The sequence below is a fragment of the Pseudoalteromonas sp. Of7M-16 genome (genome assembly GCF_022347805.1).
GTDB lineage: Bacteria > Pseudomonadota > Gammaproteobacteria > Enterobacterales > Alteromonadaceae > Pseudoalteromonas > Pseudoalteromonas luteoviolacea_F.
This window is the reverse complement of the sequence record NZ_JAKRFY010000001.1, coordinates 250,255-274,088: the sequence shown is the minus strand read 5'-3', so window position 1 is coordinate 274,088 and position 23,834 is coordinate 250,255. Positions and strand designations below refer to the sequence as shown.

General features: G+C 43.5%; 15 protein-coding genes and 1 pseudogene. 8 read left to right on the top strand and 8 right to left on the bottom strand.

The genetic code is table 11. The features are described from left to right. Positions 1 to 196 precede the first annotated feature (196 nt). Positions 197 to 1,990 carry an ABC transporter transmembrane domain-containing protein gene (locus MHN81_RS01225; RefSeq protein WP_239424830.1) on the top strand — a complete coding sequence of 598 codons (1,794 nt, stop codon included), beginning with the start codon at positions 197 to 199 and terminating at the stop codon, positions 1,988 to 1,990. Here MHN81_RS01225 and MHN81_RS01220 read toward each other — a convergent pair. Next, entirely contained in the window at positions 1,987 to 2,754 is a 768-nt protein-coding gene (locus tag MHN81_RS01220; protein ID WP_239424829.1) for a hypothetical protein, read from the bottom strand. The two genes, MHN81_RS01225 and MHN81_RS01220, sit on opposite strands and share 4 nt — an antisense overlap. 200 nt (positions 2,755 to 2,954) lie before the next feature. Here MHN81_RS01220 and MHN81_RS01215 point away from each other — a divergent pair. Beyond that, positions 2,955 to 3,421, top strand: a pseudogene (locus MHN81_RS01215) (CreA family protein). A gap of 355 nt (positions 3,422 to 3,776) precedes the next feature. Here the strand turns inward: MHN81_RS01215 and MHN81_RS01210 are convergent. Next, positions 3,777 to 4,541, bottom strand: coding sequence for a hypothetical protein (locus tag MHN81_RS01210; protein ID WP_023399690.1), 765 nt, complete (start codon positions 4,539 to 4,541; stop codon positions 3,777 to 3,779). Positions 4,542 to 4,741: 200 nt separating this feature from the next. On the opposite strand from MHN81_RS01210, the gene MHN81_RS01205 reads away from it, so the two are divergent. Continuing rightward, a complete protein-coding gene (locus tag MHN81_RS01205; RefSeq protein ID WP_023399691.1) occupies positions 4,742 to 5,209 on the top strand; it encodes a CreA family protein in 468 nt (155 codons plus the stop codon). A gap of 40 nt (positions 5,210 to 5,249) precedes the next feature. Here the strand turns inward: MHN81_RS01205 and MHN81_RS01200 are convergent, their stop codons facing one another. Next, the gene (locus MHN81_RS01200) at positions 5,250 to 5,627 is read right to left on the bottom strand and encodes a nuclear transport factor 2 family protein (protein ID WP_023399692.1); all 378 of its coding nucleotides are present in this window, start codon (positions 5,625 to 5,627) and stop codon (positions 5,250 to 5,252) included. Positions 5,628 to 5,729: 102 nt separating this feature from the next. Between MHN81_RS01200 and MHN81_RS01195 the strand changes: the two genes are divergently transcribed. Then, positions 5,730 to 6,602, top strand: coding sequence for a LysR family transcriptional regulator (locus tag MHN81_RS01195; protein ID WP_239424828.1), 873 nt, complete (start codon positions 5,730 to 5,732; stop codon positions 6,600 to 6,602). Between the two features lie 34 nt (positions 6,603 to 6,636). Here MHN81_RS01195 and MHN81_RS01190 read toward each other — a convergent pair whose 3' ends face one another. Further along, the gene (locus MHN81_RS01190; protein ID WP_239424827.1) at positions 6,637 to 8,736 is read right to left on the bottom strand and encodes an alpha-amylase family glycosyl hydrolase; all 2,100 of its coding nucleotides are present in this window, start codon (positions 8,734 to 8,736) and stop codon (positions 6,637 to 6,639) included. A 215-nt stretch (positions 8,737 to 8,951) separates the two neighbouring features. On the opposite strand from MHN81_RS01190, the gene MHN81_RS01185 reads away from it, so the two are divergent. Beyond that, positions 8,952 to 10,664 (top strand): CocE/NonD family hydrolase, encoded by a 1,713-nt coding sequence (locus MHN81_RS01185; protein ID WP_239424826.1) that lies wholly within the window; start codon positions 8,952 to 8,954, stop codon positions 10,662 to 10,664. Positions 10,665 to 10,668: 4 nt separating this feature from the next. Here MHN81_RS01185 and MHN81_RS01180 read toward each other — a convergent pair whose 3' ends face one another. Then, positions 10,669 to 12,195, bottom strand: a complete 1,527-nt coding sequence (locus tag MHN81_RS01180) for a response regulator (RefSeq protein ID WP_023399696.1) — start codon at positions 12,193 to 12,195, stop codon at positions 10,669 to 10,671. A 242-nt stretch (positions 12,196 to 12,437) separates the two neighbouring features. On the opposite strand from MHN81_RS01180, the gene MHN81_RS01175 reads away from it, so the two are divergent. Further along, positions 12,438 to 17,972, top strand: a complete 5,535-nt coding sequence (locus tag MHN81_RS01175; RefSeq protein WP_239424825.1) for a two-component regulator propeller domain-containing protein — start codon at positions 12,438 to 12,440, stop codon at positions 17,970 to 17,972. 152 nt (positions 17,973 to 18,124) lie between these two features. Here MHN81_RS01175 and MHN81_RS01170 read toward each other — a convergent pair whose 3' ends face one another. Then, positions 18,125 to 19,348, bottom strand: coding sequence for a right-handed parallel beta-helix repeat-containing protein (locus tag MHN81_RS01170; RefSeq protein ID WP_239424824.1), 1,224 nt, complete (start codon positions 19,346 to 19,348; stop codon positions 18,125 to 18,127). Between the two features lie 177 nt (positions 19,349 to 19,525). Between MHN81_RS01170 and MHN81_RS01165 the strand changes: the two genes are divergently transcribed. Continuing rightward, positions 19,526 to 20,632: a LamG-like jellyroll fold domain-containing protein gene (locus tag MHN81_RS01165; RefSeq protein WP_023399699.1), complete on the top strand. Its 1,107-nt coding sequence runs from the start codon at positions 19,526 to 19,528 to the stop codon at positions 20,630 to 20,632. Positions 20,633 to 20,739: 107 nt separating this feature from the next. Here the strand turns inward: MHN81_RS01165 and MHN81_RS01160 are convergent, their stop codons facing one another. Continuing rightward, on the bottom strand, positions 20,740 to 22,776 hold the full coding sequence (locus MHN81_RS01160) for a S9 family peptidase (RefSeq protein ID WP_023399700.1): 2,037 nt from the start codon (positions 22,774 to 22,776) through the stop codon (positions 20,740 to 20,742). Positions 22,777 to 23,173: 397 nt separating this feature from the next. Here MHN81_RS01160 and MHN81_RS01155 point away from each other — a divergent pair, with 397 nt between their 5' ends. Continuing rightward, positions 23,174 to 23,320, top strand: coding sequence for a hypothetical protein (locus MHN81_RS01155; protein ID WP_155735414.1), 147 nt, complete (start codon positions 23,174 to 23,176; stop codon positions 23,318 to 23,320). A gap of 79 nt (positions 23,321 to 23,399) precedes the next feature. On the opposite strand, the gene MHN81_RS01150 is transcribed toward MHN81_RS01155, so the two are convergent. After that, positions 23,400 to 23,825, bottom strand: a complete 426-nt coding sequence (locus tag MHN81_RS01150) for a GNAT family N-acetyltransferase (protein ID WP_239424823.1) — start codon at positions 23,823 to 23,825, stop codon at positions 23,400 to 23,402. Positions 23,826 to 23,834 lie beyond the last annotated feature (9 nt).

The following is a 23,834-nucleotide window of genomic DNA, read 5'->3' as shown; positions in this document are numbered from 1 at the left end:
ATTGGAGATATTTTAAGCTTTATTTTTCGGCTTGCACTAATAAGCGCATTTGTCTTGTTACTTTTTGTAGCACTCTAGTTGCTTAAAACCTAGATGGCCTACTTTTTATTGGTTGCTTGAATATGGCACACTTACTCAATGGGCAGCGCATTTTATTTTGTCATCGGCTGTGTGAAACAGTCATATAGGAACTAATTTGAGTAATTCAATCAATCAAAAACCACAAAAGGCAATTGCGAGCTTATTGCCGATTGTTTCCTTTGTTAAACCCTATAAATGGGTTGCGATGCTGGCGCTATTGGTGCTGTTAATTACCGCAGGGCTCAACCTTTCTATCGGGCAAGGCGTGAAGTTTGTTATTGATAGTGGATTTATTGCAGGCTCCAAAGCGCAGTTAACGCAGGCGATCACAGGTTTGGTGGTGCTGATATCCCTGGTCGCAGTAGGCACTTTTTGTCGTTTTTACTTGATGAGTTGGTTGGGCGAACGGGTGAGTGGTGATATTCGTAAAGCAGTATTCAATCAAATTGTTCACCTTCACCCCAGTTACTTTGAGGAAAACCGCAGTGGGGAGATGATGTCTAGGCTGACAACAGATACGACTTTATTACAGTCTATTGTTGGTTCTTCTTTTTCTATGGCACTGCGCAGCTCTCTGGTGCTGATTGGTGGGTTGGTAATGTTATTGATCACCAATTTAAAGCTGACCTTATTGGTGATCACCTGTGTCCCCCTCACTTTGGTGCCAATCATGATATTTGGTAAGCGAGTGCGAAAACTCTCTGAAAATAACCAAAGTGCCATTGCGGATATTAGCACGTATGCCGGTGAAATTATTCAGCATATTAAAGTAGTCCAAAGCTATACTCACGAAGAAAAAGAAAAGCAGGCATTTGGTGGTGAAGTTGAAAAAGCCTTTAATGTAGCCAGACAAAGTATCAAACAGCGTTCATTTTTGATTGCGGCAGTGATTTTTCTTACCTTTGGCGCGATTAGCATTATGTTGTGGGTCGGCGGTATGGACGTACTGGAAGGACGCATGACTGGCGGTGAGTTAGGCGCATTTATATTTTATGCCATTATGGTGGCGATGTCCGTGGCAACCATCGCTGAGGTATATGGTGAGTTGCAGCGTGCGGCGGGAGCTGCAACTAGATTGCTAGAGTTGTTACAAATTGACAGTGCAATTAAAAATATCGCCCAGCCCAAACCGATGCAGCATGGCAATGAAATCAGCATTGCTTTCAAAAACGTTGATTTTTATTACCCATCAAGGCCTGATACTGCTGCGCTAAAGGGTATTAACTTGTCAATTCCAAAAGGTAAAATCGTTGCATTGGTTGGTCCTTCAGGCGCCGGGAAAACCACGTTATTTGAGTTGTTACAGCGTTTTTATGATCCGCAAAAAGGCGACATAATGTTTAACAATGAAGCATTGACGCAGTTGGCGCTGACAGATCTACGCCACTGTATGGGGATGGTGCCGCAACACCCTGTGTTATTTAGTTCAAATGTCTGGCATAACATTCGCTATGGTAAGCCCAATGCAACGGATGAACAGATAATTGAGGCAGCAAAACGCGCCCATGCCCATGACTTTATTGAGCAACTGCCTGAGGGGTATGATAGCTTTTTGGGAGAACAAGGAGTGAGGCTATCTGGTGGTCAAAAGCAGCGTATTGCTATTGCACGAGCGATTTTAAAAGATCCAGAAGTACTATTATTGGATGAAGCAACCAGCGCACTTGATGCGCAAAGTGAATTTCATGTTCAAGCGGCGCTCAATGAGTTGATGCAACACAGGACGACTTTGATCATTGCGCACCGTTTGGCGACCGTGACCCATGCTGATTTAATTGTGGTGATGGACAAAGGGCAAATTGTTGACTCGGGGACACATCAGGAGTTGCTGGCACACTCTGAGCTTTATCAACGTCTATGTGAATTGCAGTTTGATAAAGCACAGACTGTGAATGAGTCAACCGTTTAGAATTGGTAAATCAAATTGACATTGGCTAAGGTGTCATCTTCGTTTCTATCGAACCAATTTGAGCGACTATGCACCAGTTCTAGTGAGCCTAAAAAGTGATTGGTAAACGCATACTCAAAGCTGACACTGAGGCCATAGGCAGAGCCATCATCTTCAAATGTGCCGACCTCGCATTCTGGAGCGTGTTTACCATCGCAGCGAGTGAATATTGAGCTGTAGTATGCGCCATCAATTTCACCAGTTTGATAAAATATACTACCGTACAGTAATGCCTCTGGTGACAGGCGGTAGCCAGAGACCCAAGCAATATCAATCAGGTCATGGTCCAGCTTCCAGTCGCTTCTATCATCTTTGTAGGATTTATCGGCAGCTCTGAAATATTTACCAGTCTCTTCGTCAGAGAGGTAGGCTAATGTGATTGCATGAGAGACATTGCCTGTCTGTGCTGATTCAGCGTGCTGTCCTGAAAACTGGTATATTAACGTGGTTTTGAGCGCTTTACCCGTTTGCACTTTGGCTGCAAAGCCGCCGCCTAATGACACCTCTAAACTGGCGTAGCCGTCGATATCATCGGACTCCCGTGAGGCATCACTAATGGTAATGGGTTGTCCCTCATCTAAGCCAATTGCCATCTTTACATTCAGAGGTTGGCCGTGAACTTCTGGGTTATCGAAACGTACCGAACCTATATCTGACTCCGGTGGTGTTGTGAAACAGCCTGTCAGTACCAGTGTAGAAGCAAGAGCAGCTGCGCACTTTTTCATATTTTTTAGTCCCATTTTATATTAAGTAATGATTACTATTAGTAAGGCGGGATGGTATCTATATTTCCTGTAATAGCAACAATATTGAGAAAAAACTAATTGTTTCATGAAACTTCTCATTCTTTACTATGGGGTTGTGGGACTTATGCGAAGGTGTTGTTGAAGCCATATGCTTACTGACATTTAATGAAAGGATAGAAATGAAAAAATACATTGCGTTTGCTTCGATACTGCTACTTGCTGGTTGCTCAGACAGTGAGACTGGTGATGTATCTCTGGGGTTATTTACGCTCAAAGATATAAAACTGAATGCAATGATTGATCCTGTAGTGGCGGGAGTGACTTATCATGTGGCCAGTGTCGAGGCGGACCTGAGCTTATCAGATCCCAGTGATAGTTCTATTTCTTGTCGTCAAACAGGTGAGATAGCTCCTGCCATGATAGCTAAATTGACAAGCCAAAATCAGACGAAGTGGCGTTTAAAAAATCCAAAAGTATATTTTTAAAAGCGATGAAAGTGCATCGTATTTATGATGCAAAAAGTAAAATAATCATGTGCTTATCTTATAGTGCTAAAGAAACCTCAGGAAGCTTTAAACACAGCTTGTCGACAGTGCTATTGTGGGGGACGCAAGCTTATGTGACGCCGTCGTTGTCGTCCAAATAACCATTTTTGGCCGAGTTTAGCTCGGCCCAAATTAATGTCGCTACTTTTCACCTAACACTTCAAATTCATCATATATCAGGCGCGCGAGACCGTCCTGCTCTACAATCCAATGCCGTTTGTGCACCACGCCGTACGCTTTATTCATAGTCCACTTAGAGGTCGAAATATAGCCACTTTGAGGTGAGGGTTGCCATTCGATATCTCTATAATCGACACTGTGAAAACCTTGATCTATGATACCTTGCTCTGATCTTGGCTCAGCGACACATCAGGACATGCTGACACACTCTGAGCTTTATCAACGTCGATGTGAATTGCAGTTTGATAAAGCACAGACTGTCAATGAGTCAACCGCTTAGAATTGGTAAATCAAATTACCATTGACCAAGGTGTCATCTTCATTTCTATTAAACCAATTTGAGCGGCTATGCACCAGCTCTAGGGATCCCAAAAAGCTTTTGGTAAACGCATACTCGAAGCTGACACTGAGGCCATAGGCAGAACCATCGTCAGAAAAGGTACTCTGGGCACATTCTGGAGCATGTCTCTCAGCGCAGCCACCAAATGTTGAGCGGTAGTATGTGCCATCAATTTCACCGGTTTGATAAAATATACTGCCGTACAGTAACGCTTCTGGTGAAAGGCGGTAACCAGTGATCCAGGCGATATCGATGAGGTCATGGTCTAGCTTCCAGTCTCTTTTACTGTCTTCATTGATATACTCGCCTGTCTCGAAGTCTGTACCTGACTCTTCGTCGGTGAGATAGGCCAATGTGATTGCATGAGAGACATTGCCTGCCTGTGCGGATTCCGCGTGCTGTCCTGAAAACTGGTATTTTAAAGTGGTTTTGAGCGCTTTACCCGTTTGCACTTTGGCTGCAAAGCCGCCGCCTAATGACATTTCCAAGCTGGCATAGACGCCGGTATCATTGGAACCTAGGGGAGAGTCGCTAATGGGAATGGGCTGACCTTTATCTAAGCCAATTGCCATTTTTACTTTCATAGGTTGGCTATGGACTTCTGGACTATCTAAACGAACCGAACCTGTATCCGCTTCAGGTGTTGAAAAACAACCCGTCAACATCAGTGTAGAAGCAAGAGCAGCAGCGCATTTTTTCATGGTTTAATCCCTGTTTTAAATAAGATTATTACTATTTTTAGAAAAAATTGATGGTATCGTTATTTCCTGTAATAGCAACAATTTTTATCAAAAATTAATAGTTTCATGAATCTTTCTAACAGCTATTATGGGATTGGGAACCCTGTGATATGGTGAATTCATATTGATACGCTTACAGACATTTAATTAAGGGATAAAAAATGAAAAAACACGTCGCTTTTGCAGCCATATTGTTGCTTTCAGGTTGCTCAGACAGTGAGGTTGGTGATGTCTCTCTGGGGTTATTTACACTCAAAGATATTAAGCTAGATTCTATGGTTGATCCTGTGGTGACGGGCGTAACCTGTCATGTTGCCAGCGTCGAAGCGGATTTGAGCTTGTCTGATCCCAGTGACAGCTCTATTTCTTGCCGTCAAACGGGCGCAATTACCCAAGCTATGATAGCCAAAATCGACAAGTCAAAATCAGGTGAAGTGGTTTTTAAAAAATCCAAAAGTATATTTTTAAAATCGATGAAAGTGCGTCGTATTTATGATGCTAAAAGCCAGACTATTATGTATTTATCCTACAGTACCAAAGAAACCTCAGGGAGCTTTAAGCACAGCTTGTCGACAGTGCCATTATGGGGGACGCAAGCTTATGTGACGCCGCCGTTGTCGTCCAAATAATCTTTTTAGGCCGAGTTTAGCTCGGCCCAAATTAGCGCCGCTACTTTTCACCTAACACTTCAAATTCATCATACACCAGACGTGCCAGACCATCCTGCTCGACAATCCAGTGTTCTCTGTGAACAACGCCATAAGCTTTGTTCATAGTCCATTTAGAGGTCAAGATAAAACCTCCTTCAGGGGATGGCTGCCAATCGACATCACTGTAGTCAACACTGTGAAAACCTTGATCTATGATGTCTTGCCAGAATTGGGCAATTTGTTCTCGGCCATGAAATACGCCAAATGGTTTTGCTTCCATAATGGCATCTCGAGTGTATTGCATTGCACAGGCTTGCGCATCTTGGCGGTTAAACGCTTGCTGCCAAGCAGCAATACCAGCTTTACACTGGGCTAATGGTGTTGATTCTGTATTCATGATGATCTTCCGCTAAATTTAAACTTGTTTAAGCTTAGAGGTTTAATTAAATTAGAAAAACAGTGTAAATAGAACTAATTGTTTAGCTGAGAAGAACAATCAATGAATAAATTGCGCCATATGTCACTATTTGCCCATATTGTCGAAAGCGGTTCCATCACTGCCGCAGCAAGTGATTTAGGGTTATCTAAATCTGTGTTAAGTCAGCATTTAAAAGTACTTGAGCAGGAATTGGGTGTGGCTTTGCTCAAGCGTACGACCCGAAAACAAAGCTTGACCGCAGCGGGGGAGAGTTTTTATGGGCAGTGTAAATTAATCAATCAAACCGCCCAAATTGCATGGCTTGAGGCGGCGCAGTTTAATCAAGAAGTAAAAGGAAAATTAAAGATCACAGCGCCAAATGTATTGATGACTACGCTGGTGGCGCCTGCATTGGCACAAATATGCGTTCACTACCCCCAATTGCAGTTAGAGTTGCTTGCTGATGACCAACAATTGGATTTACAGGCGCAAAATATTGATTTGGCGATCCGCGTTGGGCGATCTCAAAATAGCGATGCCAAACAACGAAAAATCGGTGAATTTAGAGATGTCTTATGTGGCGCACCACAATTACTGGCAAGTCACCCTCCGCAGCAACTGAGATATATCGCCAATGTTTGGCAGGGGGCGGACATTGAACATGTGTTCATATCTTCTGAAGGAAATGAAAAACGGTTTTCAGCTACGCCAAGCTGTGTCGCTAATTCATTCGATACTTGTATGACTCTGATTTGCCAAGGCGCAGGGATAGGATTGATCCCTGAGTTTAAGTTATCTCAGTATGCTGCGCACTTGGCAGAAGTTTTTCCTCACTATAAATTACCGCTCAACCCTGTGTTTGCTTTGCATACGTTCGACAAACAAGTTCCACTGAGTATAAAAGTGTGCTTAGAAGCAATAGAAAATCAGCTTGCACACGGGATGGGGAAATAGATGACCACACAGTAAGTAGTGTGGTCAAAAAAGCTTAATTTTTTGGATAAGTCTGTAAGTCACCTTGTGGTACATAAATGGTATAACCACGACTTGGTGCGCTAAAATAGCCTCTGCCATCTTCATAGACAGTGACTGTATCATCGGGGTCAAAGGCATTAACTAAGGTTTGCCCGGCTAAATTACTAAACCCAGTAGCGTGCGTAGTAACCCAAAGCCCTTTGCGCTGCGTATCATGGTTATTTAATACTACAATGGCTCCCTGTTTTTGAAGTTTGCCGAACCGTCTCGCAACATAAACATGTTGAACATCACCATAGGGAGAACCTATTTTTGATAGTACCGCTAACCCACCGTCCATGTAGGTATTGCGAGCAAACATGAGTTTGTTGATTTCTTGCTTTAAGCTCGCAGGGGCTGTGATGGTTTTGCTGGGGTCATGATAATCGTATTGCTTTACACCATAATAGTGAGAGTAAAACACCGTTGGTTTGCCTTCATGACTGAGGATGTAGGCATAAGCAAGTTTGTGGTCTTTGCTCACCCACTTATCGTACTCTTTTCCTGTATCGTGGTTCTCGACAAAGGTGACCACTGACGTCCCCGGCAATTGGTGTCCTCGGTCATTCCTTACTAGCCCCGCATGATTGAGTGTTCGCATATCAAAATTTTGGTTTTGATTGGTCATCTGTGTAAGCACTGACTTTAAAGGGAAGTCAAACGCATCGACATCGGCGCCCGCGTTGTGCACTGTATCCACCCAAGATTTGATGCTGCTGTCACCACCCCAGTATTCAGCGACGACAAATGGCTGTTTGCCATTGTGTTTAGGTAGGTTATTCACCCATTTTGCAGCAAATTCAGGCTGAAACCCTCTTACAAAATCAAGGCGAAAACCATCAAAGTGGTGCTCTGTTTTGAGCCACTTTCCCCAGTCAATGAGCTTTTGTTGCACTCGGGGTGAAAAGGTATTGGTATCATTACCAAAAAACTTGGTGTTAGTGATCACCTCGTCATTGCCCATTTCGCCAAGCCAGTCATCGCCATCAACTGGATGAAAGTCATGATACCGCCAGCCATCATCGCTATTTGGATAATTGCCATCTGCGTCGCGCTGAGGAAGGGCTATACGCGTATTGGTATAGGCGAATAAGTGACTGGCTGTGATATTTACTGCGGGGCTGTCTGGCGTACTTTGTTGCCACACCTCAATGGGTAAGAAACCGTTTGTTTGCGATGTATCAGTCCAGTTTGTTTGGCTGCTTGGATCACCTTGTTTGGCGCTAAGGCTCAGATATAAGCTCTGTTTATTTGGGACATCTAGCCAGTACTCGTCAATATCAGCTTGGTCAATTATCTGGCCTCTCATCGTTGTATTCAGCCCAGAAAATGCGTTACTTCCGGGTCTTATTGCCGAGTAGTTGCCATCGTTGGGTTCTTGCTCGCGGTGGATTGCATTGGAGGGGATTTGTCCTTTAGAATCCTTAATTGACAGCGCATATCCTCGTGTTGTGATACTTTGTTGCCATGGCATGGTTGAGCCATAGCCTTGGATTTTAATGAACACCCGTCCTTGTACATCTTTGAGCTGCCAGTTGATTTCATTGCTTGGATAGGCCACATATTGGTGCTGATGAGCTTTACCAAGTGCGTAGGCTTTCACTGCAGGATTTATTTCACTGTCTTGTTCGTTGCTATAAATATGATTTAACACTACATCTGCATATACGTTAATGTGGTGCTGTTGCAGTGTACTTATCATATTGGTGAGCTCAGCTTGGCTACCAAAGCGGGTTTCAATACTGCCCTTTTGCAAGTAGCGACCTAAGTCATAGTGGTCGTAAACACCATATCCCATGTCAATGATCCCCCAGTTCCCTTTTGATGGAGGTGGGATCCAAATGCTGGAAAATCCAGCTTTTGCGAGTGCAGGTGCCTGTTCAGCGAGATGATCCCACCAAATACCATTTTTGTTTTTTTCATCTACAGGCACATCCCAATAAAACCCTTGTAGCATCACATCGTCAGTGGCGATGCATAAGTGGGAGGTGAGAGATAAAAGTGTACTCGCTATTATATATCGGGGCTTGAAGCGGGTGTGTAGTCCGAGTGACTTATTGGTATTTTCGAGCATAGCAGTTCCTTGCAAAATAATGGTTGAGTTTTATCAGCATTGAAAATAATTAAAGTAGCACTTTTGTAAATTTTTTGTTTTGAATACGTATGCATGACTGTATTTTTATCAAGGAATAAAGGAGGAGGTATGTATGTAGCTAATCGTGAGGGGTTTGTTATGTTATTTTGGTTATGTTATACCGTATCTTTCTGGTGTTAATAAAGGGACTGATTATGTATTTTGTCGCATTGTTTATTGTGCTTTCTAGTTTTCAATTAATGGCATTAGAGGTAACAGAGTTGAGGATCCCCGTTCGTGACAAAACGGAGCTGGCTGCAACGATTTACACGCCCGTTTCTTCACCCAGTAGCGAGAAAAAGTTTCCAGTTATTGTACAGTTTACACCCTATGGCAGAAGTGAAGCGCTGCAAAGAGGGCGCTACTTTAGTAAGCATGGCTATATCTTTGTAGCAGTGGATAGTCGGGGGTTAGGTGACTCAAACGGCGTATTTACCCCTTTTATTGACGAAGGTCGTGATGGTTTTGATGTAATTGAGTACCTCGCAAAACATCCGATGAGCAATGGGCTGGTGGGCACATTGGGGGGGTCGTATCGTGGCTTTGCGCAATGGGCAATCCAAAAATATCGACCGCCCTCGTTGCAGTCAATGATTGCCATTGCATCGGTTTACCCTGGCTATGACTTCCCAATGGGCAATAATATTTTTTCTGACTATACAATTTCATGGCTAGATTTTGTATTGTCCAAGGGGAATAACAAACGTTATGGCAATGGGGATGGGTGGCAACAAGCGTACTTAAGGCAAAAAAATAGCGGTACAAGGTTCAAGGATTTAGACAAAAACGCAGCGCATTTATCTGATGTATATCAGACTTGGCTTGCGCACCCAAGCTATGATGAATATTGGCAGAAAATGGTGCCCAAACAACAAGATTATGCCGCCATAACTACACCAATATTGTCTATAACGGGTCACTATGATGGTGACCAGCGAGGCACGTTGCAGTATTTTAAAAATCACCAACAGTGGGGCAATAAGGTAGCCCGTTCTGAGCACTATTTGATAGTTGGGCCGTGGGATCACAGCGGCACTCGCAAACCAAAAAGCCATGTACATGAAGCGCACTTTCTCAATCCCAGTATGCTCGACATGTTTAAAATTTACTTAGATTGGTTTAATTGGACCCTAAAAGGCGCGGCAAAGCCTGCTTATTTGACCGCGCCTGTGATGCACTATATCCAAGCGTCAGGTTTGTGGGTTGGCCAGACGCAATTAAAGTCGGGAGCCGATGTTCAACACTTGTCTTTGCAATCACTACAGACTCAAGGTGAACAGCAACCTGTGAGCAGGTATCGTTATGACCCGGCTACACCACACGCATTGCCATTATCAAAAGATATGACGGGCTCGGTCAACTTACCCAATGAGCACGATGGTTATGTGGTATTTGAAACCCAGCCTTTGGACAGTGACAAAGTATTGTTCGGTCGCTTGGAAGCAGAGGTTTGGTTAGCGATGAACGTACCAGATAGTGATTTTTATCTGGATGCATTTGAGGTGTGTGCTAACACTCTTCCTCGGTTACTAAGTAAAGCACGCAAGCGGGCAAAATATCGTGATAGTTTAGCTAAGCCAGTTTCAACGCCCATTAACGAGCCTTTTTTGATCCAGTTTAAAGACTTTGATTGGGTGGCGCGAAACATCGAAAAAGGGTGTAAATTGCAATTTGTTATACGCTCGTCACAGTGGCATCGGCAAAAGCATTTTAACAGCGCTTTACCCGTTGCATTTCAGACCATGAAACAAGCGCAAATTGCTGACATACAGATATTACATCAGCCACAATATCCGAGTTACATTACAATACCCTGGTTAAAACCAGGCGATGTAGGCAAACCCGTTGTTTTACCTTTGAGTCAGTAGCCGCTTAGGCGGTGGGCAAATTAACAAAGACAGAGGTGCCTGTTTGCTCATCGCTACGATATTCAATGTAACCCTTTTGTTGTTCTGCAAGTACTTTGGCTGTATAGGTGCCTAGACCAGAACGCGCCTCTTTACCGTATGAAACAAACTTATCAAAAAACTGATTGCGTATCTGTTTGGCTATGGGATCAGGGTTGTGGATTGCAATAGTGTGGAATTGGGCGTTATTTTCACTTTGTATGCTAATAGAGACTGTTTTGTCTCGAGATGTTGCTTCTAAGGCGTTTTGAATCAAATGGGTAAACAAGGCAAATAAAAGCTGTTGCTCTCCCTTTACATGCAAATTGTTTGGCACCGTGTTGGTAATATTGATCTGATGCTCTGAGATTATGTGGCTCAACCCCATTAGAACCTTGTCGAGCAGCTCACGCAATGCATGGGGGGAGGGCTCTAATGTATACTCGTCACGTTCAATTTTTTGCAAGGTTTGCATATTGTCCAAATGAAGCTGTAATTGTTGGCAGTTCTGTTGGATAAAATCTAAATATTGCTGTGCTTTTGACGGGTTATTTAAGTTATCCGACAATTGGTGGCTGGCAGTTTGAATTTCTTTGATTGGGTTGATGACTTCCTGCTGATTTACAGTATCAAACTGATCTCTGAGTTTGGCATTTTCCATCATGGTGTCAATTTGGGTGCGCATTAACCGATTTGAATCTATTGCGCGGCAGTGTGCTTTAACTCTCGAACGCACAATAGAAGGGTTTGCCGGTTTGGTTATATAGTCCACAGCGCCTAGCTCTAACCCTTTAACGATATGCTCTGTTTGCTCTAAAGCCGACAAAAATATTACGGTAATATGCTGTGTATTAGGGTCGGCCTTAAGTCGTTTACACACTTCAATGCCATCCATGTCTGGCATCATAATATCTAACAGTACCAAGTCGGGTTGGGGCTCCATTGCACATATTTGCAACGCTTTTTTTCCATTTAAGGCTGCCTTTACTTTGTAATCTTTGCGCAAAATATCACTGATAACCTTGATGTTATCTGCAACATCGTCGACCACTAGAACTTGAGTTACGTGCTCACTTTGTGCCGTCTGTTCTGCTGCATTGGCTTTCATTGGCCTAACTGGCTTACTTAGTGCGCGCTGCAATCGGGATAACAAAATTTGGCTAGAGAATGGCTTGACAATGTATTCGGATACGCCACTTTGAATGGCTTGCATCACATTACCTTGATCTATGGTGGCAGAGGTCATAACAAAAGGGATCTGCGCTGTGCGAGGTGTACTGCGGACATACTGTAGTAAAGAAATCCCATCTAATTTGGGTAATTGCCATTCAGAAATGATGAGTTGCACATCGTTATAAGTGAGTTTTTCTCGAGCATCTACACCATTTGAACTCTGTACGACAGTGACATTTGCGGCGAGCTTTTTGGCTGTACTGGCTATCATGGAACGAATGGATTCGTGAGGTTCCACAAGAAGAATGGTGATTGGCTGGGGGTTGTCACTCCAGGTCATAGCGCTCTCCGCGTCAAGTTTGCTTAATGGAAGTTAAAGGCTAATTGGCTGTCCTTGGCACGCGACTGCATAACTGAGTGATTGATAGACAAAAATTAACTCTTCTTATTTTGCACATGTTATCGAAAAGTGTCTAATAATTATGCATACACTCATATTGATTGAATAGGCAGCACTTATTTCCCTGATGTGTTGCTACAGAGTGAAAATGTTTGCAATCCAGATATCTCAAGGAGTCAGATATGCGCCTTTGGCGGCTGTTTTTGTTTTTAATAAGTTTGTGTATGTATGTCGAAAGTGTCGACGCCACCTCGCAAGTTAAGGTGGAAGCCATTTCAGCATATAATGGTTTAGCAAACCCACAAATTTACGCGGTGTCAAAGGATCCTCAGGGATTCATGTGGTTTGGAAGTGCCGACGGTGTTAAGCGCTATGATGGATATCAATTCGTCAGCTTTAATCACGACCCAAACGATCCTCATTCGTTGTCTGCAAACAGTGTTGGAGCATTACTCTTCGATAACCAAGGTCGATTATGGGCTGGCACATGGGGTGGCGGTCTAAACCTGTTTATTCGCGAAAAACAGCATTTTGTGCACTTTAAACATGATGACAGTGATCCCAACTCCCTCGGCGCCAATAAGGTACAAACACTATTTGAAAGTCGCGACGGTACTCTGTGGGTTGGCACCAATGGGGGAGGACTAAATCGATTGAGGGGAGATCTGCAAAGCTTTGAGCGGTTTGTACAGCAGCAAAATAATCCCCATAGTTTAGGTAATAACCGAGTGTGGAGTATCAGTGAGGGGGAACAGGGCGGTATTTGGGTTGGAACATCAAATGGGTTGTATCGGCTAGATCGAGATACTGGGCAATTTCGAGCATTCGGTGTAGCACCTCGCTCTTTGGATCACGCTGAAGTACGTCAAGTATCAGTGGACGATATGGGCCGGATCTGGGTAGCGACGCGAACAAGCTTTGGTTTGTTTAACCCTGAAACGGCTGAATACCACACTTTTAACTTACCATCAGGTACCTTACCGAGTGTCACTAGGTTACATCATTTTAATGACGATATTTTATTGGCCACGTTTGCAGGCGTGTATCGCTTTTCACCTCGGGTGAATCAGTTTGTTCCCGTGATAGATAATGGTGAGTTGACGCTACTTCAAAACCGTGATGTCAGGCAAATCCTGATTGATGACAGCGGGTTGCTGTGGGCGGCGACGCGATACTCCGGCGTGCAAAAGGTGTTTCCAAACCCGCCTGCTTTTGTGTCTTGGCAGAACTTTTTGAACGAGCAATTACTCTCTGGGTTATTTAATCAAGTACTGGCTATTGAGCCTGCCAAAATGGGCGGGGTTTGGTTGGGCACAGGTCGCGGTTTAGTGCACTTCGATGGCAAATCGCAGTTTACACCTTTTGCCGATGCGAAAACTTTACAGGGCAATTATCGGTTGCGTATTCACAGTATGGCCCGAAATGCACAAGGCCAGCTATTTGCAGCAACCAGCTTTGGGCTATATCAAGTTGATGAAAACGAAAAATCGCTAAGCTTAGTGCCTCTATCTTGGTTAGATGATTCGCGTCGCTCCGTTGAACATGTCAGCTTTGATAAACAAGGGCAAATGTGGCTTGTGCTGGCTGGGCGTAGTGGTTTGGCACGACTGAATACGACAAACAATGGAGTGACACACTTTTTAGCGGGGCAGGACTTGGAGTTTACCTTTCATGACAGTGAAGGACAGGTATGGGCAGGCACCGATGGAGAAGGGGTATTTAGAATCGACCAGCAAACCTCTGAGTTTGTGCAATATACGGCGCACACAGGGCAAGTAGGGCCCAATGGCAACTATGTGACTCATGCAATGCAACAAGGTGAATACATTTGGCTTGCCACCAATTTGGGGATAACGCGTTTCGACATGTCTAACAAGCGTTTTAAACAGTATGACAACACCGCGTCGCAAGTTAACTTTGCAGTGAAATCAATCGCCCAAGACAAAGACGGTTTTTTATGGTTTGCCAGTGCCAGTGGCGTGTTTAAATTTGACCCAACCTACGGTATTTTTCACCAGTTTACGACAAATGATGGTTTGATAAATCATCACTTTTTGGCTCGTTCATTTATTGTGATGGATGAGCAAATATTGTTTGGCAGTATCGATGGGATCACAGGTTTTAATCCCAAAGATGTCAAAGTGAATACCAGTGCACCCCCAGTCGCGTTCACGCAAGCTTTTATTGATGGTCGCCCTACCGCAATCGACAACGGTGAAATCCGTCTGAGTCATCGCGACAAAAACTTATCGATTCATTTTGCAGCACTAGATTACCAAGCCACTGACGACAATCGCTATCGCACTTGGTTGGATGGCTATCATGATAAGTGGAGCGCCATTACCCCCGAGCACATTGTCAATTATCGCGAGTTACCGCCAGGCACATATCGCTTTCGGGTTCAAGGAAGTAACAACCACGGTGTGTGGAATCAAGTTGGTATTGAACTCAAAATCATCAGTGTTCCAGCATGGTATCAAACTTTGTGGTTCCGTATATTAATGCCATTGCTTGGGGTGTTAATTCTGTTAGGGGCATTTTGGCTCAGAGTAAGGCAGTTGCGAGAAAACAGCATCGAGCTTGAACGCAAAATAGCCCGTAGGACGCGAGATATTGTGGTGTTGGGGGAAGTAGGGAAGGAGGTCGCTGCAACCTATGATATGCATGTGATAAGCGAAACTATATACAACCATTTGAGTGATATATTGCACTGCGAGTTTTTTGCTGTTGGGGTATTTTATCCGGAAAAAGACTATGTCGATTATATTTATGCGAACCAGCAAGGGGAGCTATACGAGGCATTGGAAAGCCATACCAAAGTGATCAGCAGTGCTGACGTATACTGTGTGTCAAATGGCCAAGAGTTTTATGCTGCCTGCGAAGAAGAATGGCAAAGTGTTGATTTAAAAGCATGTAATAACCTCTATGGGGAACAAACTAAGTCGGTATTTTGCGCGCCTTTGGTGGTAGACGGTAAAGTAATCGGAGTATTTACCGTGCAGTCAAACAAACCTCGCGCATATAAAGAGGTTCATTTAAACGTACTGCGGTCCGTGGCCAATCACATTGCTGTTGCGCTGGCGAATTCTTTGTCTTATAGCGAATTAAAAGAGGCTGAACAACGATTGGACTTGGCGATGCAAGGAGCAAATGCGGGCACGTGGGAATGGGATTGCCAGAGCGATTTATTGGTCACAAACGCGATTTGGTCAACCATGTTAGGTTATCAAGAAGGTGCGTTGGAATTAAACTATGGAAATACCATAAAGCGCTGGCGAGAGCTTATTCATCCAGACGACCTTCCCCTTGTAGAAAACGCACTTCAAGCCCACTTATCAAAACAGACAAAAACTTACCGCTGTGAGTTGCGGATGAAAACGGCCAGTGGAGAGTGGAAGTGGATATTAAGCATGGGTCAAAGTGTTTTCGTGAATCAAGATAGCCGACGCAAGGAGATGTTTGGTATCCACATGGATATTTCAGACTCCAAAGACTTAGAAGTCGCGCTAAAACAGGCCAAAGAACGCGCTGAAAGTGCAACGCAAGCCAAGTCAGACTTTTTGTCAAATATGTCTCACGAGATCCGTACCCCGATGAATGCCATTATAGGTATGAGCTACTTGGCATTGGAGACAGAGCTTAACTTTAAGCAACGTAATTATGTTCAAAAGATCCATCGTAGTGCCGAATCCCTGCTTGGTATTATCAATGATATTTTAGACTTTTCTAAAATAGAGGCTGGCAAGCTGGATATTGAGCAAGTTGAATTTTGTGTAGAGGAAACGCTGCGCAGTTGTTTAGATTTAATTGCAGTCAAAGCCAAAGAAAAAGGCTTGGAATTGTGCGCGCATATAGATCCTGCCGTGCCGAGCAAGTTAATTGGCGACCCGCTGAGACTGTCGCAAATTCTGCTTAATTTAGGTAGTAATGCGGTTAAATTTACAGAACAAGGGGGCGAAGTATTAATTGATGTGCGCGTTGAGCAGCAGCTTGGCGGAGAGATCACGTTACAGTTTGCAGTGGTGGACTCAGGAATTGGTATGTCTGAAGAGCAGCAAGCCAAGTTGTTTAGCTCATTCTCTCAAGCTGACACATCAACAACACGAAAATATGGCGGTACAGGGCTTGGGCTCGCGATTTGCAAAAAGTTGGTGGAACTAATGCATGGTGAAATCCATTGTCAAAGTGCATTGGATGTCGGAAGTACCTTTAGCTTTACGTTAGTTTTGGATGATGCGCTGTATGAACCTGAAGCACGGGGCAATATACCTGCAACTCAAGCTGTGATCATAGATGACAACCACAGTGCCAGCCGTAATCTCGTTTCTTATTTGTCTAACTTTGATATTCAAGCGCACAGCTTAACTTCTGTCGAGGTCAAGGATGTGACGAGTTTAGTTGCAGATAAAGATATTATTTTTATTGATATGAGAATTGAGTCGCAATTTGGATTGGTACAACAGCTCAATAAAGCTGGATCTCAAACCCCGGTAATTTTAATGCCACTGTACGATGCGCAAATAGTTGAACCTTATCTGCAAAATCAGCAAAAACTGAGCTTCGTAGTTAAACCATATTTGGCGGTTGATGTCTTGGCGGCCTTACAGCGAGTTTTTGGGTTAAGTCATGATGGCGACTCAGCTTCAGTGACTCAGCAAGAGAGCATTCATTCATTGGCGGGAGCGCGTTTGTTATTGGTTGAGGACAACGATTTGAATCAAGAGTTGGCGATTGCCCTGTTGACTGGGAAGGGTATTGCCGTCGATGTAGCTGAACATGGCCAGCAGGCCTTGGATATGTTGGCGCAAGCGCAATACGATGGTGTCCTCATGGATTGTCAAATGCCTGTAATGGATGGCTATACAGCGACACGCGAGATCAGAGCGCAAAGCCAATTTGAATCCTTACCTGTTATTGCTATGACTGCCAGTGTGATGATGGATAACCAAGAGGCCGCATTGGCTTGTGGCATGAACGATATTATCAGTAAGCCGCTCAACGTAGACAAAATGTTCGCGACATTGCAAAAGTGGATAAAGGTATCCGAGCAAAGTCAGCATCATGCTGAGCAAGTGGTCCCCGCAAGTGATGAGCTTCAATACCCAAAAATTCCTGGCGTTGATGCAGGTATTGCCAAGTCTATATCTCAAGGAGATGTGGCACTTTACATGCGTTTATTGCAACGATTTGTTGATAGACAGCAGCATTTTCACGCACATTTTGAAGAGGCACTTGAGCAGGTTCACACAGATCCTGATGGGCCGATGCGCTGTGCACATACGCTAAAGGGGACCGCAGGTAATATTGGGGCTACGCAGGTACAGTCTGTTGCGGGAGAATTAGAGCGAATTTGCGCAGACCAAAAAGCGCATACGGTAGCCTTGAATCAAGTGCATGAAAAGCTTGAGCCATTAATATTTGCGATTCAGCAAGTACTTAATAGCATGGATAAGGAAGAGCAGAGTGTCCCGATTAACTCAGTCCAGCTAACTGAACAGCAGATTGCACAAAAATTAAGCCAGCTAACTGCTTTGCTGGAAGATTATGATACTGACGCAATTGATCTGGTTAGTGAGCTTCTGCCTATGTATCAAGGGACACGATTTTTCGATGTCTTTACGCAGTTAGTAACATTGATTGATGATTATGACTTTGATGCGGCAAGTGAATTGCTAAGTCAAATTAAACCTGAACTACGCGTATCAGAGCAGGCTTAAGGCAAATGTGTAGTGCATCTAAGTCGCTCGACTTTTAACTAAAAAATGCTGAGCGTGCCAGTCAAGGTATGTTGGCAAGGATTGACATTTAGGCACGCCCAGCAAAAAGTTTTGGCAAACTATATTCGCCTATCTTGTTCGAAATAATCCGATTAGTAAGCGGATTGCGTCACGTAATGATGGTTATTCAGCTCGTGTCGCAATACCGAATCATTCAAGTATGAAAAGGTTTTTGGGCGGCCAGCGGCATCAACTGAGCCGTCATTTTCTATACTATTCTCAATGATTCGATGTGCAGAAGCTGTATTGATTGCATAGAGCTTCAAAGCATAACTTCCCGGGTGAATAATCAAGTTCCCTTTGTAGTCGTGCGGCAAGCCATTTTGAATACTAGCGTCCTGCTGTGCCATATTTCGTGCAAAAATGCCATTTTCACCAGCATAAATAATGTGGTTATTGAGCACTCTAACCGCATCTCCCTCGATCATCATGCCATTGCCACCACTGCGATAAATGAGGTTGCCTCTGACTTCAACGTCATTACCACCAATTTGAATCCCTGTATTTTGCCAGTGGAGATCGAAAGGGCTGACACCTGTTCGGTAAATCGTGTTGTTATTGACAAATGTATTGCCTTGGATGGAGTTAACTTGAATACCATCCGCTCCGATGTTTTCTAACTTATTGTCAAAAATATGTACATCTTGGAGTTTGTGCGGATAAACGGTCGTCAATGTGTTATCACACAATAAGGTACGTGATCTCCCTGTATATCCGATATACATGCCTTCTCCACTTTCAGTGTCGTGGATGTAGTTATTGTGAATGCGGATCCCTGTCATAGTAAAATTTTCAGCCCATGTGGCAGCGTCACATGTGGGATCTGTTTTTATCAACATACCAGCAAATCTGGCGCGATAAATTTCAAGATGATCAATTTCGATTTGTTCACTCAAAGTGCCAACACCCAGTGTGCCGCCTAATCGAAGTCCATACTCAGACACATCTTCTACAGGCTTTGAGGTGATCCGCAGCCACTGGCTATTTTCTACTGCAATACTGTATTCATAAGGAGAAAATTTCACTACGCTATCTTGATTGCGAATGATAATTGGCGCCGATGCACTTCCTTGCACATTGCGTACTCTAAGCGGCCCTCTTGTGCCGCCTTCGAGGCATAAAGTGTCACCTGGATTAACGCCCATGGTTTGGCCGTCTATCAAGTGCTGATTACGATTTATGTAATGATCACACTTTAGATTTGTTATCTGTTCGTGGCTATTATTTTGCAGGTCAATATTTGCAAAACTAGGGGCTGTGATGAGTACACTACATACTACCAAAGCGCTTTTTGAGGATTTAATTGCATTCATCATTGGACACTCCATTATCAAATGTTTGAATATATTGTTGATTCAAAGTGAATAAGAAATTGCGTTTATCTTGATGAGCATGTTCAGAAAACACTAGAAAAATAGGGTAAATAAAGAGTAAAATTACTTTTACCGGATATGGGTAAGTGTTAGTTGTTGATATTTATGGATAAGTTTTTTATGGATGAAAAAAAGTTAAGTTTAGAAAAATGTAAAGGGTTCTGGGTTGGTAGTGTTTATGCCGATTTAAACACTAAAACTTTGAGCAAAAATGAACTAAAGCAACCCTTATCGGAACTGTCTTTCTCGCTTCTTTTGACCTTGATTGAACATCAAAATAACCCACTGCCAGCAGAGCAATTGCAAAATATTGTTTGGCAGGGCGTGATCACAGGCAATGAGAACGTAAAACAGCGTATCAGTATTCTCAGAAAAGCCTTCCAAGCACTGGATGAACAAGAGCAAATAAAAAATATCCGCGGCAAAGGGTACTTGTTGGCACAACCCGTCAAATTAGATTATATGGATCACACATTTAAGAGGTGGCCATTTGTGATTGCCGGAGGTGTCGCTGTAATCGTTGTCTTGATTTGGCTGAGCTGGTTATATACTTCAACCTCTAAAGTATTAAAAAGTGAGCAGTATCAACTGTCTGTATTGAAGGGAGAGATTATCAAACTCGCCAACAAGAAATCCGATATGGCCTTTTGCTTAGATGGTTTTGACGACTATGTTGAGGTTGTTGATTCTGAATTGGATGTGAGTACAGGTGATTTTTCAATCTCTACTTGGATACAAACTTCATCGACAGGTCAACATATCATTGTCGATAAACGGTATGAAGACCAAGTCTCCGATGTACAGGGCTATGTATTTTATATTGACGATGGTTATTTGGCACTTCAGCTCGCTGACGGAGATGGCAGTTGGTATTGTCAAGAGCAGGACTCGTCTTGTACTTTTTACGATTCGCAGGCGTTTGTTGCAGATGGACAATGGCATCATGTTGCGGTCAGTATTGATAGAGACCGTAATAAAGGCATTCGATTTTATCTCGATGGGCAGTTTAATAGTGCGTTCGACCCGACAGGCCGTCAAGGATCATTGAGCAATGAAAAGCCGCTGCGTATTGGCAGCCGTTCTTCGTTTAAAACAGGCTTATTTAAGGGCGCGATAGGTGAAATTCAAATACACCATAATGTGATGACGCCATCACAGATACGAGAGCAATATAAGCAAGGTAATTACCGAAGTTGCAGCGGATCTGGTAGTAAAGGTGGGATATGAAACAAGTTGGCGGTCGAATTCTAGGCGAGTAAAAAGGCGCTTCAATGGGGTCGAGAATAGCGCAGTTGCTGGGTATATTCCCAGCAACATATGTTTAGATTAAGACGTTATTTTTTGTACATCTCAAACCATGCGAGGGTATGTTCGATTTTAGAGATCATACGAGAAGGTCGGCCAGCAATACCGTGTGGAGCGCCAGGTACACGTACTAGTACTGTGTCAACTTTACGTAGTTTTAATGCTTGATAAAACTGCTCTGACTCCGACATAGGCGTACGTCTATCCAGCTCACCTGTCATGATTAAAGAAGGCGTGGTGACGTTGCCAACCAATGATAGTGGTGAGCGTTGCCAGTAATGGGCCAGATTTTCCCATGGAAGGCCGGGGAACTGATTGCGAATTTGGCCTAGGTAACTATCTGCTGTGAGCACTTTACTGATCCAGTTAATCACAGGTTTGGTGATGGCTGCTGCGTTAAACCTGTCTGTCAAACCAATCGCATAAGCTGTTGCAATACCACCCGCTGAACCACCAGCAATGAAGAGGTTTTGCTCATCTATAAAACCTTTGGCGATCAGTGCATCCACTGCAGAATTGTGGTCGGCAAAGTCTTCTTTTGAGCTGTATTTACCATCGAGTAGGAGTGCAAATCGCTCACCATAACTGGTTGAACCGCGATAGTTAACATAAACAACAACGTAACCTTGTGCTGCATAACGCTGTAATTCAGCACTAAAATGTGGGCCATAAGCGAGATGCGGACCACCGTGAATTTCGACTAAAAGCGGGTACTTTTTCGATTTGTCAAAATTTGGTGGCGTAATGTACCAGCCTTGGATCTGTTCGCCATCAAACTCTGATTTGTAATTGAGTTCGTGAACTTCTCCGAGAGTTCTGTGGGCTAACAAGTCTGCGTTTAACTGTGTCAGTGTTGCCGTTTTCCCTTTGCGCCAATAACCTACATCGGCAGGAGAATGGCTATTGCCTTGTGTATAAGCAATGGTGCCATTATTTGCCATCGTAAAATTACCGCTGACATACGGGCGGCCTAGAGTTGTACCAGAGACATCATCAGTTAATTGAGAAATTTTGCCACGGGTAGAAACTTTTGCCAGCACTCGCTTTCCAGTGTCATCATATTGGATCACAAAGTCGCCTTTGCCTGCCCATTGGTAGTCAGCCACTGAACGGTCTAGATCATCTGTCAATGAAGTAAGCTTCTTATCCTTTATTGACAATAAAGTTAGCTGATTATTGATATAGGGAACCGGGGCATTGCCACGACTGATAAAAGCTAGCTTGTCACCTTTTTTGGAAAATGTTGGGTTGTACTCAGAACCAGGTAAATCGGTTAGTTGTGTCAGAGATTGATCTGTGACGCTGACTTTGAATAGATCCGTTTCGGTTGTGCGGTACTCCCACTCAGGGTGTTGATCCGATGAGAATACGATACTTTGATTGTTAGGGCTCCAAGCGAGAGGACCTCGGTGTTGAAAGTCTCCCTTAGTCAGCTGTCTTGGTGTACCACCGTTGGCTGGTAACACAAAAACATGCCTAAAAGCAGGCTCTAAATAACCTCGGCCATCGGCTTGATAGCGTGCTTTTTCGAAGATTTTAACAGGCTCAGACCATTCGGCGCCTTTGGGTTTGCTCGGCAGCTTAACTGATTTTGCAAATTTGGATTTGCCTTGCGGGACATTCATCGTGAATGCAATCTGTTGGCCATCTGGTGACCATGTAATATTCCCAATTGCTTTGGGAAGCTGGGTTAAAACGGCTTGTTTATCTTGTGCTAACCAATACACATGCAATTGGCGAGAGCCACTGCTGTTACTGGTAAATGCGATTTTTTTACTGTCGGGAGACCAGCGCGGCTGACTGTAATTAAACTGATCAGCAAATAGTGGGTAATGTGCTTTTTCAGCGATGTCATATAACCACAGTGTACGTTTCGGCTTGTCACGCATAATGTCGTAACTGCTTCTTTCGTAAACTATTTTCTTACCGTCTGGGCTTATCTGCGTGCTGGCCGCATACTCTAGCGCAAAGATATCATCGGACTTGAAGGTTGAGCTAGCGACACTTTCAGTGGCCGCAAAGCCAAATAAGGCACCAGTTAAGGCGAGCGTTGTTATTGGTTTCATAAAGAGAGTCTACCGTTTTTAATTTGCTTTACATTAAAAGTGAATCGTAGGATAAACAAGCGTTATGAGATGGGATCACGCAGTGCTTAGTCGAATGGATGTGTATGGTTTTGATTTAAATCAAGTAATATAAAATAAGGATTATTGCTAAGACTAAAGTAGTAATTACTGGAGAGGCATAAGCAGTGTGCTTCGTACCGCAAGTATACCCAAGTGTTGGCCCGGTTTTAAGTTTTATCATTATTTAGGATTGTGCATTTTTCTGCTTCATTATTAATCATATATTCTATTGTGTAGGGATTTTATGGGTAAATAATTCCTTGATATTGGCTGGTAAAAGGATACTTTATGCATGCCAGACAGAGCTGGTACATAAGTTATATTAAATAAGGAGATAATGATGAAACTAAATCTTAAAACAAAGAAATTAGCTAACCTTTCGAACAAAGTGGTTACTCAGCACCTAACCGACAAAGTTGCTGGCGGGGCAGTGATCACTGGGTGTTATTTTCCATGTAAACCACAAACTCATACGGGCAAATAACCCGTAAGAAGCGGTGCCATATCGGGTCGAAAGACGATGAATGGCACCTGCTCAATATGAAGCACTGAGCACTTAATGGTTATGTGTTCTGGCGGGTAAAAGAAGATTGGGCACGACGCTCCATTAAGTATTGTGGCGCTTCAACACTGTCAAAGCCAAATTGTTGGTACAAGGTATGAGCATCGTGTGTGGCTAGCGAAAATCGTCTAAGCCCCTGTAACTTTGGGTGTGTGACCACAGCATCCAGTAACTGTTTAGCATGGCCAACACCGCGAAATGGTTCTAATACAAAGACATCTAACAGATTGGCAAATGTCGATTGATCGGTGACAACTCGGGCAAAGGCGATGAGTTGATTATTTTGTACTAAAGCAAAGCACAATGAATGATCAATGGCTGTTTGTAGTTTCTCTTTTGAGATCCCTTTACTCCAGTAGCTACGCTGCGACAAAAATGTGTGTACCTCATTGAACTGAGATTGAGTAAGTTGATTCACTATGTGCATGAGATGAAC

Excerpts from the sequence above, each read along its gene's own strand:
- MHN81_RS01195 (WP_239424828.1), top strand. The coding sequence starts at position 5,730 with ATGAATAAATTGCGCCATATGTCACTATTTGCCCATATTGTCGAAAGC.
- MHN81_RS01165 (WP_023399699.1), top strand. The coding sequence starts at position 19,526 with ATGGATGAAAAAAAGTTAAGTTTAGAAAAATGTAAAGGGTTCTGGGTT.
- MHN81_RS01175 (WP_239424825.1), top strand. The coding sequence starts at position 12,438 with ATGCGCCTTTGGCGGCTGTTTTTGTTTTTAATAAGTTTGTGTATGTAT.
- MHN81_RS01220 (WP_239424829.1), bottom strand. The coding sequence starts at position 2,754 with ATGAAAAAGTGCGCAGCTGCTCTTGCTTCTACACTGGTACTGACAGGC.
- MHN81_RS01160 (WP_023399700.1), bottom strand. The coding sequence starts at position 22,776 with ATGAAACCAATAACAACGCTCGCCTTAACTGGTGCCTTATTTGGCTTT.
- MHN81_RS01170 (WP_239424824.1), bottom strand. The coding sequence starts at position 19,348 with ATGATGAATGCAATTAAATCCTCAAAAAGCGCTTTGGTAGTATGTAGT.
- MHN81_RS01190 (WP_239424827.1), bottom strand. The coding sequence starts at position 8,736 with ATGCTCGAAAATACCAATAAGTCACTCGGACTACACACCCGCTTCAAG.
- MHN81_RS01205 (WP_023399691.1), top strand. The coding sequence starts at position 4,742 with ATGAAAAAACACGTCGCTTTTGCAGCCATATTGTTGCTTTCAGGTTGC.
- MHN81_RS01210 (WP_023399690.1), bottom strand. The coding sequence starts at position 4,541 with ATGAAAAAATGCGCTGCTGCTCTTGCTTCTACACTGATGTTGACGGGT.
- MHN81_RS01150 (WP_239424823.1), bottom strand. The coding sequence starts at position 23,825 with ATGCACATAGTGAATCAACTTACTCAATCTCAGTTCAATGAGGTACAC.
- MHN81_RS01200 (WP_023399692.1), bottom strand. The coding sequence starts at position 5,627 with ATGAATACAGAATCAACACCATTAGCCCAGTGTAAAGCTGGTATTGCT.
- MHN81_RS01185 (WP_239424826.1), top strand. The coding sequence starts at position 8,952 with ATGTATTTTGTCGCATTGTTTATTGTGCTTTCTAGTTTTCAATTAATG.
- MHN81_RS01155 (WP_155735414.1), top strand. The coding sequence starts at position 23,174 with ATGATGAAACTAAATCTTAAAACAAAGAAATTAGCTAACCTTTCGAAC.
- MHN81_RS01180 (WP_023399696.1), bottom strand. The coding sequence starts at position 12,195 with ATGACCTGGAGTGACAACCCCCAGCCAATCACCATTCTTCTTGTGGAA.